Source organism: Enhygromyxa salina (assembly GCF_002994635.1).
In the GTDB taxonomy this organism is placed as follows: Bacteria; Myxococcota_A; Polyangia; order Nannocystales; family Nannocystaceae; genus Plesiocystis; species Plesiocystis salina_B.
On sequence record NZ_PVNL01000083.1, the window covers coordinates 82140 to 98679 of the forward strand.

Here is a 16540-nt window from a genome sequence, read left to right on the forward strand (position 1 = left end):
ACGGCGACGAATTTTTCGTCACTCGCACCGCGAGACCCGAGCGCGAGCGACCACACCTGCCCCAGCGCTCAGCGGCTCAGGGCACGTGGACTTCGGTCACGTACTCGCGCGTGATCGCGAGACTCTCCGAGTCGACCATGAACACGTTGGCCTTGCCGACTTGCCCGTCAAACTCCACCACCAACCAGATCTCCACCGCCCAGGCCGTAGACTCCGCCAGACACGGCGGCACCCAACCAACCACCACCGCAGATCCAAGCGCGTCGTTCTGCCGGGCGCGATACGCCGCCTGGAAGCTCTCGAGCTGCTTGACGGCCGACAGCGCCGCGCGGGCAACGGGCGGCCGGACTTCCTTGCGCCAGTCGCTGAAGAACCGGAATTCCTCGAACGCAGCGCTCCCCGGCCGCAGCACGGCGATGTAGGTCTCGCTCGCGTCGAGGTCGCCGTAGTCCTGCAGGTCGAACTCTGGGAACACGTTGTCGGTGGCGATCGCCTGATCGCGGGCGCGGATCTGGGTGTCGAGCAGCCGCGCTTCGTGGCGGCTGTACGCGGTGTAGATCCGCAGCAACATGTACTCGCTGGGGATCTGGTGATCCCAGTCGAGCACGGCCCGCACCGCCGCGTACTGGTTGGACCCGTAGGGCGCCAGCTTGGGCATTGCCTCGTGCAGCTGCACACGAAACTGCGCGGTGGTTGCGATGTTCTGCTCTTGCAGCCGCACGTGCACGCGCAGATCCGTGAACGCCTGCTCGACGAGCTTGGATGGCGGCTCGATCGGCGGTGGCTTGCCCTTGTTCTTGTTGCGCCCGAACAGACTCACGAACTCGCCGCCTTCTCCCTGACCTCGCCCGCGTGCGCGCGTGGTCGCTCATTGGCGGCAGCCTGGACCGCACGCCGTAGTCCAGCGATGGTCTGCGAGACGGCCGGTTGTTTCAAGCGCAAGCTGGCAGCGTTGACGATCAGCCGGCTGGTGACCTCGAAGATGGTCTCGACCTCGACCAGGGCGTTTTGGCGCAGGGTCTCGCCGCTCTCCACCAGATCGACGATCTGGTCGGCCAGACCGGTGATCGGGCCGAGCTCGACGGAGCCGTACAGGGGGATGATGTCGGGCTGAATGCCCCGGGCTCGGTAATGCCGCAGGGCGCAGCGCGGGTACTTGGTGGCGACCCGCAAGTCCATGCCCCGGCGCAGGAGCTTGCGATCGGGCGGGGCTCCCTCGGGGACGGCGACCGCGAGCCGACACCGACCGATGCCGAGATCGACGGGCTCGTACAGATCCCGGCCCTGCTCGAGCAAGGTGTCGAGACCCGCGATCCCGAAGTCGGCGATGCCGTGCTCGACGTAGGTGGGGACGTCGACGGGCTTGACCAGCAAGATCCGCTCGCCGGTCGGGAGCTCGAACAAGAGCTTGCGGCCGACCTCGTCGAGCGACGCGGCGATCTCGATGCCCGCGGCCGCGAGCAAGGGCAGCGCTTGATCGAGGATCCGCCCCTTGGGCAGCGCCCAGGTCAGCGGCGCAGACGTCAGCGGCTCAGGCACCGCCACCATGGTACCTCGACATCTGCGCGCCGAGGGGACACAGACGGGCCTCGATCGCCTCGTAGCCGCGGTCGATGTGATAGACGCGGCGGACCTCGGTGGTGCCCTCGGCGACCAGCCCCGCGAGCACCAATGAGGCGCTGGCGCGCAGGTCCGTGGCCATGACCGTGGTCCCAGAGAACTTGGTGGGGCCGCGGACGACCGCCGTGTTGCCGTTGACCACGATGTTGGCCCCGAGCCGGTTGAGCTCCGGTACGTGCATGAAGCGGTTCTCGAAGATGGTCTCACGGATCACGCTGGCGCCGTCCGCCATGGCCGCGAGCACCATGATCTGGGCTTGCATGTCGGTTGGGAAGCCCGGGTGCGGACGCGTGACCACGTCGAAGGGGCGCAACCGCTCCGGGCCGATGACGCGCAGGCCCCCGGCCTCGACCCGACACTCGGCCCCGGCCGCGACGAGGGTGTCGATGATCGCGTGCATGTGGTCGACCGGGGCGTGCTCGAGCAGCACGTCGCCGCGGGAGATCGCCGCCGCGACCGCGAAGGTCCCGGCCTCGATCCGGTCCGGCAGGATCGCGTGGTCGATCCCGCGCAGCTCGTCGACTCCGTCGATCTCGATGGTCGGGGTGCCCGCGCCCGAGATCTGCGCACCCATCTTGTTGAGGAACAGCGCGAGCTCCTCGACCTCGGGCTCGCGCGCGACGTTCTCGAGCGTGGTGTGCCCCTTGGCCAGGGTCGCCGCCATCATGACGTTTTGGGTGCCGCCGACGGTGACCTTGTCGAACAAGAAGCGCCCGCCCGTGAGCCGCTTGGCCTCGAGATCGACGTAACCGTGCTCGAGGGTCACCTTGGCGCCGAGCGCCTGCAGGCCCTTGAGGTGCTGGTCGATCGGCCGGGCCCCGATCGCGCAGCCGCCCGGAAGCGAGACCCGCGCGCGGCCGTAGCGGGCCAACAGCGGGCCCATGACGGTGACCGAGGCGCGCATGGTCTTCACCATTTCATAGGGCGCCTCGAGGCTGCCCTGGGCGACCCCGCGGGGATCGATCTCGACGGTCCGACCGTCGGTGTCGGCGATGACCTCGACCGCACAACCAACCTCGCGCAGGAGCCGGTTCATGGTCGAGACGTCCGTCAGCTTGGGGACGTGGCGCAGCCGGGTCAGGTCCGATGCCAGCAACGCCGCGCACTGGATCGGCAGCGCGGCGTTCTTGGCCCCGCGGATCGGCAGGGTGCCCACGAGTCCGGTGCCGGGCATGCCGGGCGGCTTTCCGATGATCTCGAGCTTGTCCATGGTCGCTCTACGCCCACGTTGCAGGCTTTTATCCGCCGACCTCCGCTCGCTTGGTTTGCGGTGACGGCGCTGGTCCCGTGGGAGGCAGGCGCAGCCTCGCACGGATTCGGGTCACAACCGATCGGTTGTCTGGTTGGTCGTCTGTTGAGTCGCCTGATCGGTCGCCTGAGTAATAGTCGTTCAGCGCCGTGGTCTGATCCCCGCAGTCGTCGATCCGTGTCAGCTCGAGCTCCCGAACCACGCCCACCCAGCGCTGCTCGATGCGGACGTGGGCACGCAGTGGCCGACCCTCGACGATCAGCAGCTCGCGCGACGTGAGAATCCCGATCTCGGGGCGAGCGAGATCGTGCCCGTCGTCCCAATTGCCCAGGATCAGCGCGACTTCTGGTGGCCCTTGGCTGACCCCGGCGAGCACCTCACGCCACGGACGGGCGCGGCACGGCCGGTCGTGAGGGAACTGGCCCTGATCGTCGACGCAGGTGGTCTCGTGACAGCGACCCTCGACCGCGCCGCCGAGCCAGGCCTCGCCCACGCGCACCCGATGATCCGGCAGCGCGGGCCAGCCGAGCGCCACCGCGTCCTCGAGGGGATCCCAGCTGCGCTGCCGACAGGCGAAGTCCGGCGCGGCTGGGCCGGCCGCTCGCGCGGACCACCACAGCTGCCGACGGCGCTCCGCTCCACTGTCCGGATCGACGGGATCCAAAGCTGGGTCGAGCGACATCAGCAGGCCGTCGACGGCGACCAACCCCGGCCGACTCGAGCTCGGCCGAGCCGCCAGCGCCAGCGCCCAGCTCGCGTGCTCTTCCTCGCGACCAAGAAACACCGCGACGGCGGGATCACGAAAGGTCTCGTCGACCCGCACCCGATAGACCTCGACACACTCGCCCGGCGCTCGCCAAGTCAGCTCGGCCGCCGCGCCGACGCCCGCGTCGAAGCTGAGCGCGAGTCCCCGCGCGCTCGCGAATGCGCGTGCTCGATCGCGGGCTTCGACCAGCGCCGGAGCAGCCGCGCTGGCGGCCGCGCTCACCCGCGGCCGCCACCACCACCGCTGCGCACCCACGCCTGCGAACGCGATCACGGCGACGCTCACCAAGATCGGCAGCCAGCGCTGCACAGGCGTATCACTGCTGCTCACACGTATCGCCGCCGTGCGCATGTATAGCAGCTGCCCGCCTCAAATTTTTCACGCATCGCGACGGCGTCGCGCGAGCCCGCACGAAATTTGGGTCACAGCGCAATCCGTTGGATCCGATGTGCATGGCCCATCGAACCCAGGCTCCCCGTCTCGCTCTCGCACTGCTCGCCGGCGTCGTCGCCTCCACCGCGCTGGCTGACACGAGCCTCGCCGCACCGGGTGACCGGGCCCGCGTGAACAGCTTGTCGGTCCCGATGTTCAGCGATCGCAGCGAGGCTCTGTGGCCGCTGCAGGTCGGGCTCGAGATCGTCAGCGAGTCCGGCGAGCTCGTCGTCCCTCGCCGCGAGCTGGTCGTGTCCGACGGCCAGCACACGATCTTCTCCGAGGTCGTCGCGACCCCGAAGGGCACGCACGCGTTCGAGCTCGAGCTCGTGGCCCGGCACCACGCGGGTGACGCGATCGAGCTCGAGTATGATCTGCTGGTGCGCCAAGCCCGGTTCCAGGGGCTGACCTGGACGGGCTACTTGCTCCACCGCCTGTCGCTCGCGCCCCGCCCCAAGCTCGGACCCAACGCCGTGGCTGCGGCCCGCGCCGATATCGTGGAAACCCGTGAACCGGCCAACCAACCTGCACACAGGCAGACGCTCACGGTCGATGGGGATCGGTATGAGATCCGCCTCTATGCCGCGAGTCTGCGCGGTTGACACCCATTCCCGCGACAGATAATCCTTGTGCGAACTCGCGTGCCCGCAAGACGGGGCCGAGGTCCCGGAGCTCCCAGATGCCGAAGCGTTCCCTCACCGCTCGACTTTCCCGCCTCTCTTTCCTCGGCGTGTTCGCGCTTGGCTTGACCGCCATGTCGCTGACCGGCTGCAAGAAGCCCGAGTACCCCGCGTGCAAGAAGAACAAGCACTGCAACCAGGAAATGGACGAGAAGTGCGTCGACGGCACTTGCCAAAACTGCGTCGAGAATAGCGAGTGCGCTGGCAAGGGCCCCAACGGCCAAGACTACGTCTGCTACGAGTTCCGCTGCGTCGATCCTTCGGAGGCGGCGGCGGGTGGCTCGGGTCAAGGTTCGCCTTGTACGAGCAGCCTCGACTGCACGGGCGGCCTGGTCTGTCAGGCTGGCAGCTGTAACTTCTGCGCCCAGGACATGGACTGCCCGACCGGCACCTGCGACCTCGGCACCGGCCTGTGCAGCGACGGCATGCCCGGCGCGCCCGGCTCGTGCACCATGGACGACGACTGCGCGATCGATGAGATCTGCGACGGCGGCATGTGCATCTTCTCCGGCGACTACGGCGGCGACGGCGAGGTCCTGTGCGAGCTCCAGGCCGTGTTCTTCGGGTTCGACAGCCCCAAGCTGAGCCCCGAGACCGAGGCCAGCCTCAAGGCCGCCGCTCAGTGCATCGCGGATCAGGGCCGGTTGGTCTACCTCGAAGCCCACGCTGACCCGCGCGGCACCGAGGAGTACAACATCCTGCTCACCGACCGCCGCGGACAGGGCGTCAAGAGCTTCCTGCAGAACCTTGGGGTCCCCCCGGAGAACATGCAGGTGATCTCGAAGGGCAGCCTCGAGGCCCGCGGCACCGACGACCAGTCCTACGCCGACGATCGTCGCGTCGAGTTCATCTGGCAGTAGACTTGGGCAGCAAGCCCGGTGCGAGCGCGCGGCGCTCGCACCACCTGACCGCTCCTACGGGCTGCTTGCCCCACCCCGCCCGCGCTGCCGACCCCCAGGCACGCTGAGGCGCGCACGAGCGGGCCCGATACCGGCCCGCGATCTGAGGACCACCATGATCCGCTCCCGAGTTGTCCGAGTCGCCGTTCCGCTGCTGCTGATCGCGCCACTGTCGGCTTGCATCACCATGAAGTCCGAGCATGACGAGCTCGCGGCCGAGGTCATGACGCTGCGCAAGAAGGTGTCCGAGCGCGACACCCAGCTCGAGCAGACCCTGGTCAAGGCGCAAGAGCAGATGGCCGTGGTCGAGGAGCAGCTCGCCGCGGCCGAGAAGATCCTGCGCAACAACCAGGCCTCGATCGGCGTCCGCGTCGACAACCTCGAGTTCGACCACCAAGACGTGCGCGGGATCGCGGAGGACAGCCTCAACGAGCTCGCGGCGCTCAAGCAAAACATCGCCGAGTCGCGCACCGAGCTCGATCAGCGCCTGACCTCGGTCGAGCAGACACTCAACGCCGAGACCAACATCCCGGAGGGTAAGACCGAGCTGCTGCGTGAAGCGGAGCGGGTCCTCAAGGCCAAGGACTATGGGCGGGCGCGGCGACTGTTTCGGACCTACCTGTCGCGCTATCCGAGCGACGCCAAAGAGCCCGAGGTCCGCTTCAAGATCGGCCAGACCCTGTTCTCGGAGCGGGACTATCGCAGCGCGCTCGGTGAGTTCTACTGGCTGGTTCAGAACGCGCCGGACAACGAGGTCATCCACGACGCCGTCTACTACTCGGGGTTGGCGTTCGCCAAGCTCGGCCAGTGCGACAAGGCGATCGCCTACTTCAACGCGATCGTGAAGAAGGGCTCCGAGGCGCCCGATCGCTACAAGACCCAGGCGGAGAAGCAGATCAAGACGCTGGAGACCGACACCGGAAAGATCTGCGGAGACCGGCGCAGCGAAGAAGCCGAAGACGCGGTCGACGGCGAAGACGCCGAGAGCTGATCCTGAGGCCCCACCCGTCTCCACCCTTGCCCGCGGTGTCACGGCTGGGGCAGCATGCTCGCCCAGGAGCCCGCGACCGCTCGGGCCTCAGGCCCGGGTCGAATCGCGGCATGGGCTCCTACAGGGCCCGCGCCATGCTGATCCGCGCTGATCACTCCATCATCTGTCCACCTCGTGTACACCGAGGTGTTCGATGAGTGAGTCCGAGACACCCGACTCCAAGCCCAGCGTGGGTGCCAACCCGGGCCCAGGCGTGCCGACCGAGCCCCGGCCCGAGAGCGAGGAGGACACGCTGCCGATGCGTATCTCCGAGCCACCAGCTGTCGCGGGGCCCGTGGCACCCGGCGACGCCAAGCCGAAGCCATCGCTGTTCAATTCTGGTTGGGAGGGCCTGCTCGGCCCCAAGCCCGCGAGCCCGACCTTCTCGCCGCCCGGGCTCGCGAGCAGCAAGCCGGTCGAGCCGGTCAGCCCGCCGAGCTTCGTAGCCCCCACCGACAAGCCGCGCACCTCCGAGGGGGGCACGGTCGTGTCGGGGGAATTTGGTGGCTCGCCCGCTGCGGCGGCGAGCGGCGAGCATCCCCGGCCCGCGCTCGCCAGCGCGGAGCAGGCCGACGACGCTGACGCACCGGCTGACGACGAGCCGGCCGACGACGACAATAGCGCGCAGGCCGACGACGACGACGACGCGCAGGCCGACGACGATGACACCCGGGCCGACGATGACGACGATGGCGCGCAGGCCGACGACGACTCGCAAGATGACGACGACGACGACGACGACGCGCAGGCCGACGATGACGCGCGCGTGTCCGAGATCGTGACCCGCCGGGCCGCGAACGAGGCTCCGCCCGCCGCGTCGTCTCCGGACCAGCCACGCGGACGAGCGAGCAGCTTGTTGTGGATTGCTGCGATCGCCGCCGCGATCGTCCTGGCCGTCGTCCTCATTGATCCCAGCGGATCTTCTGAACAAGCAGGGAACGGCCTGTCGACCCGACCCAACAAGCCGAGCGACGCGACGCCAACCCAGCGCGTGGACAAGCCGAAGCCACGCCCGCCGGAGGTCAAGACCCACGCCGCCGATCCAAAGCTCGCGGCGCTGCGTGAGCAACAGGCCGCCGAAGCTGCAGCCGCGGCCGCAGCAGCTGAAGGTGACGGTGATCCCGATGCGGGTGAGCCCAAAGCCCCAGGCAGCGAGGCCACCGAGCGCGTCGACCCCCGCAGGATCCCGCCGGGCACCCCCGAAGAGAACGCCAAGGCCTTCGCCAAGCTCCCGGTCTCGGTTCAGGACGGCCCGCCGATCGGCGAGATCGGGCTCAACGGGATTCACATCGACGAGATCGAGATGGCGGCCGGCCGCGAGAATACCGAGTGCGACGACCCGACCCGCACGTTCTCGACGACCGGCACCGAGTTCGTGAACGTGTGCATCCGCGTGGTCCACACCCGCGCTCTCGACACGCTGCGGGTGATCTGGGAGCAAGACGGAACGGTGACCCGCCGGGGCAAGGTGCGGATCCCCGAGAATTTGCACGCCTATAAGACGCGGGCATACCTTCAGGTGCGTCCCGAGTACGTCGGCTCTTGGCGTGTTCGCATCGTCCCCGAGGGCGAAGAGGACACCGACCTCGCCGTCGCTGAGTTCTCGATCGAGTAGGCCGATCGGCCAATCAGGCTTCCTAGCGCGATGTTTGCTTCTCCACGTTTTGGTCGTCGTCCCTTGGCTTCCTCGCTCGCGCGTCGCGGCCTGGTCGCGCTCGGCATGCTGATGCTGTTGGCCACGCCGGATCAGGCCGCGCAGGCGCTCACGATCGCGCCGCCCGGCGCCCCGCCCGGCGACGGGGGCGGCACCGATGGCGGCACCCTCGAGCCCGCGCCCGAGCCCGAGCCCGAGCCGCCGCCAACCTGGCGGTTTCGCCACGCCGACAAGCCGGTCAAGGTCGTCGTGCTCGCGGGCTCGGTCGGCGCGTGGCAGCGCGATCCCTACGCGCAACACTTCGAGAATTGGTGCAGCAACGTCGAGGTCGAGAACCTGTCGATCACCGGCTACGGGGCGTTTCAGCTGCGTCAGCGCTTCATGGATCAGGTCGTGGCCAACGGCTATGTGAACCTCCGGGATCCGGCCAGCGAGTATTGGCTGGTGTTTCAGGGCGGCCTCAACAGCGTGGCCATGCCCGAGAAGACCAACAAGGAGATCCGTCAGCTGTTCATGTCGGCCCACCAGCGCAACATGAAGGTCGTGGCGCTCTCGCTGACGCCGTGGGGCGAAGAGAGCGACAGCAAGCGCTGGAAGGGGCTCGAGGGCCTGACCTACCAGCGCTACACCCAGAAGATCGTCGACTTCGAGCTGGGCCGCCTGACCCCCGAGCAGGCGCTGGGCCGCTACCTCGACGCGCGCGACCAGCCCGACGCCGCGTGGGATCCGGCCGAGCTCGCCGACATCGGCGTGGATCTGTACGACTCGGCGCTGCGAGACCGCGACGCGCCGCTGCGAGAGATCGAGCCGCTGCGCAGGGAGCTCGAGCGCTCGAAAGCGTGGAAGCAGCGCTTCGCCGAGCTCGACGAGACCACGCGAGAGCTCGCGCTGGATGAGTTCGCGCAGCGAGCCGCCGAGCTACCGCGGTGGTTCATGCGCAAGGAGCTGCATAGCTTCGACGACATTCACCCGAACGAGCATGGGCATCGGTTGATCGCCCAGATCGCGTGCCCGCAGCTGCCGAGTAGCTGGGGTTGCTCGTGCCCGGCGGTCGGCGCTGATGTACCTGCAGGCGCCGAGTAGCGCACCGGATCACGCAGGCGTCAGTCTTCGCCGTCCTTGCGGTCACGACGAAAGCGGCGCTTCAGCATCCACCAGGCGCTCTTGCGCGAGGCCTTCGCGCTCTCCCGTGCGACCCGCTCCGCCCCCTTGCGAACGCCCGCCTTGACGCGCCCGCGCAGCGTGGCCTGCTCGGCCTCTCGGGCGACGCGGCGCTGCTGGGCGATCTTCCGCGCCATCACACCCACGGCGAGCCCAAGCAGCACCGCGACGGCGACGAGAACCACGAGCAGTTCGATCTGCACCCGCACACTCTACCAGGACCAGCCCGCCGACTGACGAACTGGTTCCCCGGTGCCAGGGGCCGCATGCGGCCGAACAGGCCACACATGCGGCCGAAGGCGAACTACTTCGTGTCTGCGGCGGGAAAGTCCGGGCGCGCGATCGGGTTGCCGTCGGGGTCGAGGTACTGGATCCCGCCGCCGCCGAACACGGCGTCTTCGGCGATCTTCTCCAGTGACTCGAGCACGACCGCGCCGTCCCCAACGACGAGCACGACCTGATCGGTAGCTTGCAGGTGTGCCTGCGCCGCGGCGTGGACGGCCGCCGTGTCGGCGGCCCGCAGGCGCTCCTGGTGCCCGACGTGCCAGTCGAGCGGGAGGCCGTGGTAGTCGAGCCCGCGCATCGAGAACAGCGTCTTGGTCGCCGTCGCAAACTCTGCTGGCATGGCAAGCAGCGCGCCCTCTTGCTCGCGCCTGAGCTCCTCGGGCGTCGGGGCGCCGCCGCGCATGCGCTCGATCTCCTTGGCGATCTCGAGCACCGCGAGGCCGGTCACGTCGGTTCGCACCGAGCTGCTCGCGGCGAACGAGGAGCCGCCGCGGCTGTACGAGAACCCGCCGCGGGCCCCGTAGGACCAGCCCTTGTCTTCGCGCAGGTTCATGTTGATGCGGCTCGAGAACGAGCCGCCCAGGATCATCGCCATGAGCTGGGTGGCCTCGTAGTCGGGCGTGTCGCGAGCCGGGCCGGGGTGGCCGATGAGCACCTCGGACTGGGCCGAGCCGGGCACGTGGACGAAGAAGATCGTGGCGCTGGCCGGCTTGGTGGTGCCGAGCTTGGCCGGCTTGGGCGCCTTGCCCTTCCAGCTGCCAAACCGCGCGTCGAACTCGGTGCGCAGCTCGTCCTGGGTGATCTTGCCGACGACCCACAGCCGCGCACCGTCGGGCTTGAGTCGCTTGACCCAGGCCTGGCAGTCCGAGAGCGAGACCTTGTCGAGGCTGGCCTCGGTCTCGATCTTGGCGTAGGCGTGCTTGTTGCCCCAGATCAGCGACGGAAAGATCCGGTGGGCGATCGAGGCGGCCGAGCCCTTGCTCTGCGCGATCCGAGCCTTGCGCTGGTCTTGCAGGCGGTCGAAGTCCGACTGCCGCATGCCAGGCTCGAACAGCATCTCGGCGGCGAGGTCCAGCGCCGGCCCGAGCTCGCGCTTGAGCGCGCGCAGGTTGAGGCTGGTGAGCTCGGACCCGGCGCGGATCCCCACGCTCACCGCGTGGTCGTCTTGTGCGGCCGCGAACGCCTCTTTGTCCTTGTTCTTGGTGGCCTCGCCGACCAGCGAGCTGCACAGCGCGGACATGCCTGTCTTGCCCTTGGGATCGTTGATCTCGCCGGTGTCCCACTCCATGTACATCAAGACCGTGGGCAGGGTCTGCTGCTGGACCAGGAACACCTCGACCCCGTTGGCGAGCTCGAAGGTCTCGACCTTGGGGATCTCGACGTTCTTGATCGGCTTGGGCGTGGGCCGCTGGGCACGAAACGCCTCGTCGGGCCAGCTCGGGGCCGGGTCGGCCACGGCCACGTCGACCGAGGTGGTGTCGGGATCGACCGTGACCTCGCCGCGCTCACACGCGCCGACGAGCAGCCCAACCGTGAGCAACGCGAGCCCCCAGAGGCCCCCCGAGCGGGTGATGACTGACGACTTCATTGCTTTGCTCCTTTCGGGGCCGACTCGACCGGGATCGTGATGATCTCCGCGCGCGGCTTGGTCAACCATTTCGCAGCCGCGGCCTTGACCGCGGCCGGCGTGACCCCGCGGATCCGCTCGACGTAGGTCTGGGCGTAGCCCGGCTCGCCCGTGTAGTGGTTGAACCACTGCAGCTGGTTGGCGCGGCCGCCGAGATCTTCGAGACCCCACACGAAGCCCGACTCGACGCTGATCACATGCCGGGCGAGCTCGACCGCGGTCGGGCCCTCCGCGACGAGCTTGTCGATCTCTTCTTGGATCGCCGTCGTGACCTGGGCGCGCTGGGCCTCGGCGTCGGGCTGGCCGGGCGAGAGCGTGACGATCACGTCGAAGGTGCCCGAGAACCCGCTGCCGGACTGGAACACCCACACGCTCTGCGCGAGCTTCTCGACGTCGACGAGGCGCTTGGTCAGGCGGCCCCAGCCACCCGAGCCGAGCGCGGCCGCGGCGACGTCGAGCTCGAGATCACCCTCGGCGAGGCTCGCGGGGCTGTGCCACACGAAGTGCATGCGCCCGAGTCGAGCGAAGGAGTCGTGCAGCTCGGTCCGAACGTTCTGGCTCAGCTCCGGGGCCGGCACGGCGACGTGCGCTGGCTTGGGCAGCTTGGGGAAGCTCCCGAACCACTTGTCGACCAGGGCCTTGGCCTCGTCGATCTCGAAGTCCCCGGCGAGCACCAGCGTGGCGTTGCTGGGCACGTACCACTTCTGAAAGAACTCGCTGACGTCGTCGACGCTCGCGTTCTCGAGGTCCTCGTGGCGCCCGATCGTGAGGTAGCGATAGGGGTGCCCCTCCGGATACAGCGCGGCGGCCACGGCGAAGCGCTCGAGCCCGTACGGCACGTTGTCGTAGCGTTGGCGCCGCTCGTTGCGGACCACGTCGATCTGGTTTTTCAGGCTGGCCTCGTTGAGCAGCGCGAGCAGGTAGCCCATGCGATCGCTCTCGAGCCACAGCGCGGTCTCGATCTCGTGGCTGGGCACGACCTCGAAGTAGTTGGTGCGGTCGGAGTTGGTCGTGCCGTTGACCCCGGTCCCGCCGATCTCGCGCAGGGTGTCGAAGTGCACGTCTTCGCCGATGTGCTTGGCCCCCTGGAACATCATGTGCTCGAACAGGTGGGCGAACCCCGACATGCCTGGGACCTCGTCGCCGCTGCCGACGTGGTACCAGATGTTGACCGCGACCAGCGGCGCGGTCGGGTCTCGGTGCAGGATCACCTGCAGGCCGTTGTCGAGCGTGTAGCGCTCGTAGTCGATCTCGAACTCGGCGTCTGAACTCTCCGCAAGCGCTTGCTCACTGGTCCCCGCCGTGACGGCGTGGGGGGCGATGAACATGAGCGTGAGTCCGAGACCGAGGATGCTGAAGAGGCGTCCGCGGGTCATGATTTCTCCGTACGATCTGCTGGCAACTGTGGCGGAGATCTTCGCCCATGCGCGGGCCCGGAGCAAGCGAGGTATTGTCGGCCCAAACCCAGAATTGGTGCAGGAATAGGCTTTCAGTGCCGACCCAGTGCCGATCCAGTACCGAGGTTCACAGGACGCTCGACCACTTTCGCCGGGCTCGCTCGGGGAACGCCCGTCCGTCGAGGAGCGCGAGCAAGGCCGGGTACACCCACGCCCGATCCCGGGCGACGACACGCACCGCCGCGCGGACCAGCTCCGAGTCGCGGGGCAGCAGCAGCTTGTCGGGCGTGGCGCCGATCCTTCGTACAGGACCGGCTCCGGTGCACATCGCGATCTCACAGGTCTCGACCTGTGCGCGCAGCTGCACCAACAACAGGCGCTGGTCGGGCTCGAGCTCGGCGTCGGGCAGCTGGCGACCGCCGGGGCGCAGGCCCAGCAACAGGTCGCGGCTGCGCAGCAAGCTCGGGCCCTCACGAAGCAGCCGGGCGAGACCGCGCCGGGCCTCGACGCGGCGGCGAGGCTGGCGAAACCCGAGCTCGAGCAGCTCGCCGAGCAGCGCCCGCTGACTCTCGTCGAGCACGTAGACCCGGCCCTCAGCGGCGAACTCGGCTGGATCTTGGTCGGGAAACAGGGCGCTGAGCAGGCGCTCGCCGCCGTCGTCCTGGACCGACTGGCGCAGCGCGAGCAGGTCACACCAGCGCTCACGACCGTCGCGATCGAGCCCGCGGAACAGCGGCAAGCGGGCGATCGCCTTGGCGTGGTCGCGGTCGCGGCGGGCGCCGTGGAGCAGCAGCTGGGTGAGCCGCCCCCGGTCAGCCGTCGACAGCGAGGCGCTGCGAGCCTGCGCGAGGTCGATCATGTGTTCGACCGCGCCCGACATGATCCCGGTCACGTGCGGCTGGATCAGGTCACGCAGCCGCGCCGCGCTGGCGGTCGACTCGGCGAGGTCCCGAGTCTCGATCGCGGCCTCGAAGCACGGTCCCTCGGTGACGCTCATGTGCGTGGTCACGAGGCCATCCTGCAGCAGGTACAGGCGCGTGACCTCGCCGTTGCGCGGCAGCCCGATCGTGCCGCTGACCGGCTGGGTGATCGCAACGGTGGAGAAGACGTCGTCGAACCCACCGGTCAGCGAGCGGTTCGCGTGGCCCAGCGAGCGGCCGTCGATGATGATCTCCGCAGGGGCGTAGCGAGCCGCGCTCGTCAGCCACTCACGCGCGCGGGCACGATCCAGCTTGGCGCCGCGCACGATGATCTCGGCGAACGCCGGATCGATGTCGGCCCCCGCGGCGAACCGCTGCAGCGTCGCCCCCTCGCCGCGCCGCCAGCTCAGGCCCATGGTCTCGCCCGCTTCGTTGGCGTTGGGGCTGATGATCTGCACGCTCGCGGGATCCAGGCCGACGATCCCAAGCAGCGAGAGCGCGCCCGCCCGCTCGAGCGCCGACAGGGCTCGGTGGCGACGCTGGGGCGAGCGCTTGGTGTCGAGCAAGACCGAGAGCTCGTGCAAGACCGGGAGCAGCACACCGCCGCCGAGCGAGCGGACCCGCAGCTGCTGGCGACCGAGCTCGATCTCGACTCGGTTCGCGCCGTGCCGCAGGGCCCGCCGGACCAGCTCGGCGGGCAGCTGCCACGGGCCTTGCAGCTGGGCCTGGGTCAGCTTGCGCAGCTCCGACTCGACGTCGATCGTCAACAAGCTGGCGACGTCGATGTGCTCAACCATGGCTTGGCTCGGCGGTGTCGGGGTTGCCCGGCGGCGGGTCGTCGAGGTTGGCGGTCTCGACGAGCGCGAGGGCAGCGAGCGGCGCCAGCAACCGCGCGCGTCGTTCGGTGCCGAGATCCAGGTGGTCGAGCAGGTGATCGAGCAGCGCGAACGCGGCCGCGTGCGGTCGCGTGGGTCGCAGGCGCTCGGCCTCGAGCAGCCACGCGTCGTCCACGTCCAGCAGGACCAGGCGATCACCGATCCGGCGGCTCGACCCCAGCGGTCGCAGATCCAAGGTCGCAACCCGCTCGCCGAGCCCACGCACCGCCGCGCAGCGCCAGCGCTCGCCCTGATCGCGCAGGTACGCGGCGACGATCCCGAGCACCAAGACCTCGGTCGCGCGGGCCAGACGGTGACCCCAGCGATCCAGATCGATCGCGCCGAGCGAGGCCGCCACGGTCCGCCCGACCGGGGTCTGGGCGTCGAGCAGCGAGACCCCGCGGCGCCGGGCGTCGCGGCACAGCTCGGTCTGCTCGCCGCCGGCGTAGAGCCGCCCCTCCGAGGCCAGCGCCCGAACCCGGTTGAGCGACAGCGCCGCGCCGCCACGCAGCGGGATCAAGCGCCGATGAAACAGCGAGGGCAAGTGGCGATACGCGGCCGGCTGGGCCAGCGCGCCCTGCAGCAGGCCGGACAGATCCACGCCTTCGTCGAGCGAGAACCGCCGCGCGGTCCGACGCGAGAGCGAGACGCCGAGCAGCCCGAGGCCGAGCAGCCCGCAGCTGAGCGCGAGCCATGGCACCCACGGCCCAGTCAGCGCCGCCACCAGCCCCGGCGGAAGTCGGTCACGAATGCTCGCGCTCGACGGCTGCGATCCGGTCTGGTCGATGACTGTGATCACGCCTGGGTTGTCCCCGGCGACAGCTGGCGTGGATCCGTTGCCCTGACTGCTCGGATCACTCGGATCATTCGGATCACTCGGATCACCCGCTTCATTCGAGCTCGGCGGCTCGACCCTCGCCGTCGGCTCCAACGAGCCACCGTCAGGCCCAGCGTCGAGGTCCAGGCTCGCGACCGCGACCCCAGCTGGCGGAGGCGGCAGCCCGGGGATCGAGCCGCCCGCAGTGGTCGCGCGGGCGGTCGCGTCGGCGACCCGCCAGCTGCCATCTTCACCCAGATACTCGACCCACGCGTGGAGCCACGCCGACACGCTGCCTTCGTGACCCACCCAGCCGACCGCCAAGCGAGCGTCGATGTCGGCGGCGTGGAGCACCGCGACCAGCAGCCCGTTTTGCACGTCGCAGTCGCCGGCGCCGATCTCCAGGGTCCGCGTGACGAAGTCCTTGCCCTCGAGCACGGCGACCTGATGCTGGACCGCGACGGCGTTGCTGGTCTCGTAGCGCACCCGGGCTTGGACCAGATCGATCGCCGCCCGCGGCCGCTGCTTGGCCGGGAGCTCGCGCAGCGCCCGGGCCTCGAGCAGCAGTTGCTCGGGCAGCGCGGCGTCGCTGCGCGGCGGCATGCTGACGATCGAGCCGGGCCCGGTGCGGTAGCGAAGCGTGCCCTCGAGCGACCAACCGAGGATCAGCACGGGCTCGCCAGCGGCGCTGGCGAACACGCGCTTGGGTCCGGCCAGCACGCTGGTGCCGAGCGCGTCCACGCTGTGGGTCGGCTCGAACACCAAGCTCGAGACGTCGAGGCGATGGCCGCTCGGAACCGGCAGCGGCAGCTCGGCGCCGCCGCGGACGTCGATCGGCAAGGTCACCTCGATGCACTGACTCGTGCACACCTGTCCGGGATAGCGCGCGTCGGTCAGCGGTGCGATCGCGCCCGCGTCACCGGTGACCTGCTCGATGATCAGCGCCGCGAAGTAGGGTCGGGCGGTGGCCGGCTCGTAGCGCAGCGCGAGCGGCTCGGCGGCGGCCGGGTCGAGCTCGCTGACCTGCGGCCCGTGATAGCGCCGGCGTAGATCCCCGTAGCGGGTGCGATCGGTCCCGTCCGCGAGCCCGGCCCCCGCGGCCCCCGAGCCGCTCGCGCTGCGCTACGA

The 16540-nt window shown here is 69.3% G+C and carries 14 protein-coding genes; 5 read left to right on the forward strand and 9 right to left on the reverse strand.

Translation table 11 applies throughout. From position 1 onward, the window contains the following. Positions 1-76 precede the first annotated feature (76 nt). Genes ENSA7_RS21225 through ENSA7_RS21240 form a run of 4 tightly spaced genes read right to left on the reverse strand, consistent with a single transcriptional unit; the run spans position 77 to position 3944 of the window. Positions 77-820: a hypothetical protein gene (locus tag ENSA7_RS21225; RefSeq protein WP_106091138.1), complete on the reverse strand. Its 744-nt coding sequence runs from the start codon at positions 818-820 to the stop codon at positions 77-79. Further along, positions 817-1548 (reverse strand): ATP phosphoribosyltransferase, encoded by a 732-nt coding sequence (gene hisG, locus ENSA7_RS21230; protein WP_106091139.1) that lies wholly within the window; start codon positions 1546-1548, stop codon positions 817-819. Before hisG ends, ENSA7_RS21225 begins: the two co-directional genes overlap by 4 nt. Then, positions 1532-2830 carry a UDP-N-acetylglucosamine 1-carboxyvinyltransferase gene (murA, locus tag ENSA7_RS21235; protein ID WP_106091140.1) on the reverse strand — a complete coding sequence of 433 codons (1299 nt, stop codon included), beginning with the start codon at positions 2828-2830 and terminating at the stop codon, positions 1532-1534. The genes hisG and murA overlap by 17 nt, the downstream gene beginning before the upstream one ends. 28 nt (positions 2831-2858) lie before the next feature. Further along, positions 2859-3944 carry a hypothetical protein gene (locus tag ENSA7_RS21240; protein WP_106091141.1) on the reverse strand — a complete coding sequence of 362 codons (1086 nt, stop codon included), beginning with the start codon at positions 3942-3944 and terminating at the stop codon, positions 2859-2861. Between the two features lie 254 nt (positions 3945-4198). Here ENSA7_RS21240 and ENSA7_RS21245 point away from each other — a divergent pair, with 254 nt between their 5' ends. The 5 genes from ENSA7_RS21245 (at position 4199) to ENSA7_RS21265 (ending at position 9413) form a co-directional block, all read left to right on the forward strand. Further along, positions 4199-4669, forward strand: a complete 471-nt coding sequence (locus ENSA7_RS21245; RefSeq protein WP_146157954.1) for a hypothetical protein — start codon at positions 4199-4201, stop codon at positions 4667-4669. 152 nt (positions 4670-4821) lie between these two features. After that, on the forward strand, positions 4822-5607 hold the full coding sequence (locus ENSA7_RS21250; protein ID WP_181233963.1) for an OmpA family protein: 786 nt from the start codon (positions 4822-4824) through the stop codon (positions 5605-5607). A 154-nt stretch (positions 5608-5761) separates the two neighbouring features. Beyond that, entirely contained in the window at positions 5762-6637 is an 876-nt protein-coding gene (locus tag ENSA7_RS21255; protein WP_106091144.1) for a tetratricopeptide repeat protein, read from the forward strand. 193 nt (positions 6638-6830) lie between these two features. Further along, positions 6831-8291 carry a hypothetical protein gene (locus tag ENSA7_RS21260; protein WP_106091145.1) on the forward strand — a complete coding sequence of 487 codons (1461 nt, stop codon included), beginning with the start codon at positions 6831-6833 and terminating at the stop codon, positions 8289-8291. Positions 8292-8354: 63 nt separating this feature from the next. Further along, on the forward strand, positions 8355-9413 hold the full coding sequence (locus ENSA7_RS21265) for an SGNH/GDSL hydrolase family protein (protein WP_106091146.1): 1059 nt from the start codon (positions 8355-8357) through the stop codon (positions 9411-9413). A gap of 20 nt (positions 9414-9433) precedes the next feature. Here the strand turns inward: ENSA7_RS21265 and ENSA7_RS21270 are convergent, their stop codons facing one another. The 5 genes from ENSA7_RS21270 to ENSA7_RS21290 all read right to left on the reverse strand — a co-directional run bounded on the left by ENSA7_RS21270 (position 9434) and on the right by ENSA7_RS21290 (position 16282). After that, positions 9434-9694: a hypothetical protein gene (locus ENSA7_RS21270; protein WP_106091147.1), complete on the reverse strand. Its 261-nt coding sequence runs from the start codon at positions 9692-9694 to the stop codon at positions 9434-9436. Between the two features lie 101 nt (positions 9695-9795). Further along, positions 9796-11364, reverse strand: coding sequence for a M16 family metallopeptidase (locus ENSA7_RS21275; protein ID WP_181233964.1), 1569 nt, complete (start codon positions 11362-11364; stop codon positions 9796-9798). Beyond that, positions 11361-12779, reverse strand: a complete 1419-nt coding sequence (locus ENSA7_RS21280; RefSeq protein ID WP_106091149.1) for a M16 family metallopeptidase — start codon at positions 12777-12779, stop codon at positions 11361-11363. The genes ENSA7_RS21275 and ENSA7_RS21280 overlap by 4 nt, the downstream gene beginning before the upstream one ends. Before the next feature lie 148 nt (positions 12780-12927). Further along, positions 12928-14517: a hypothetical protein gene (locus tag ENSA7_RS21285; protein WP_106091150.1), complete on the reverse strand. Its 1590-nt coding sequence runs from the start codon at positions 14515-14517 to the stop codon at positions 12928-12930. Then, a complete protein-coding gene (locus ENSA7_RS21290) occupies positions 14510-16282 on the reverse strand; it encodes a transglutaminase-like domain-containing protein (RefSeq protein ID WP_106091151.1) in 1773 nt (590 codons plus the stop codon). Before ENSA7_RS21290 ends, ENSA7_RS21285 begins: the two co-directional genes overlap by 8 nt. Positions 16283-16540 lie beyond the last annotated feature (258 nt).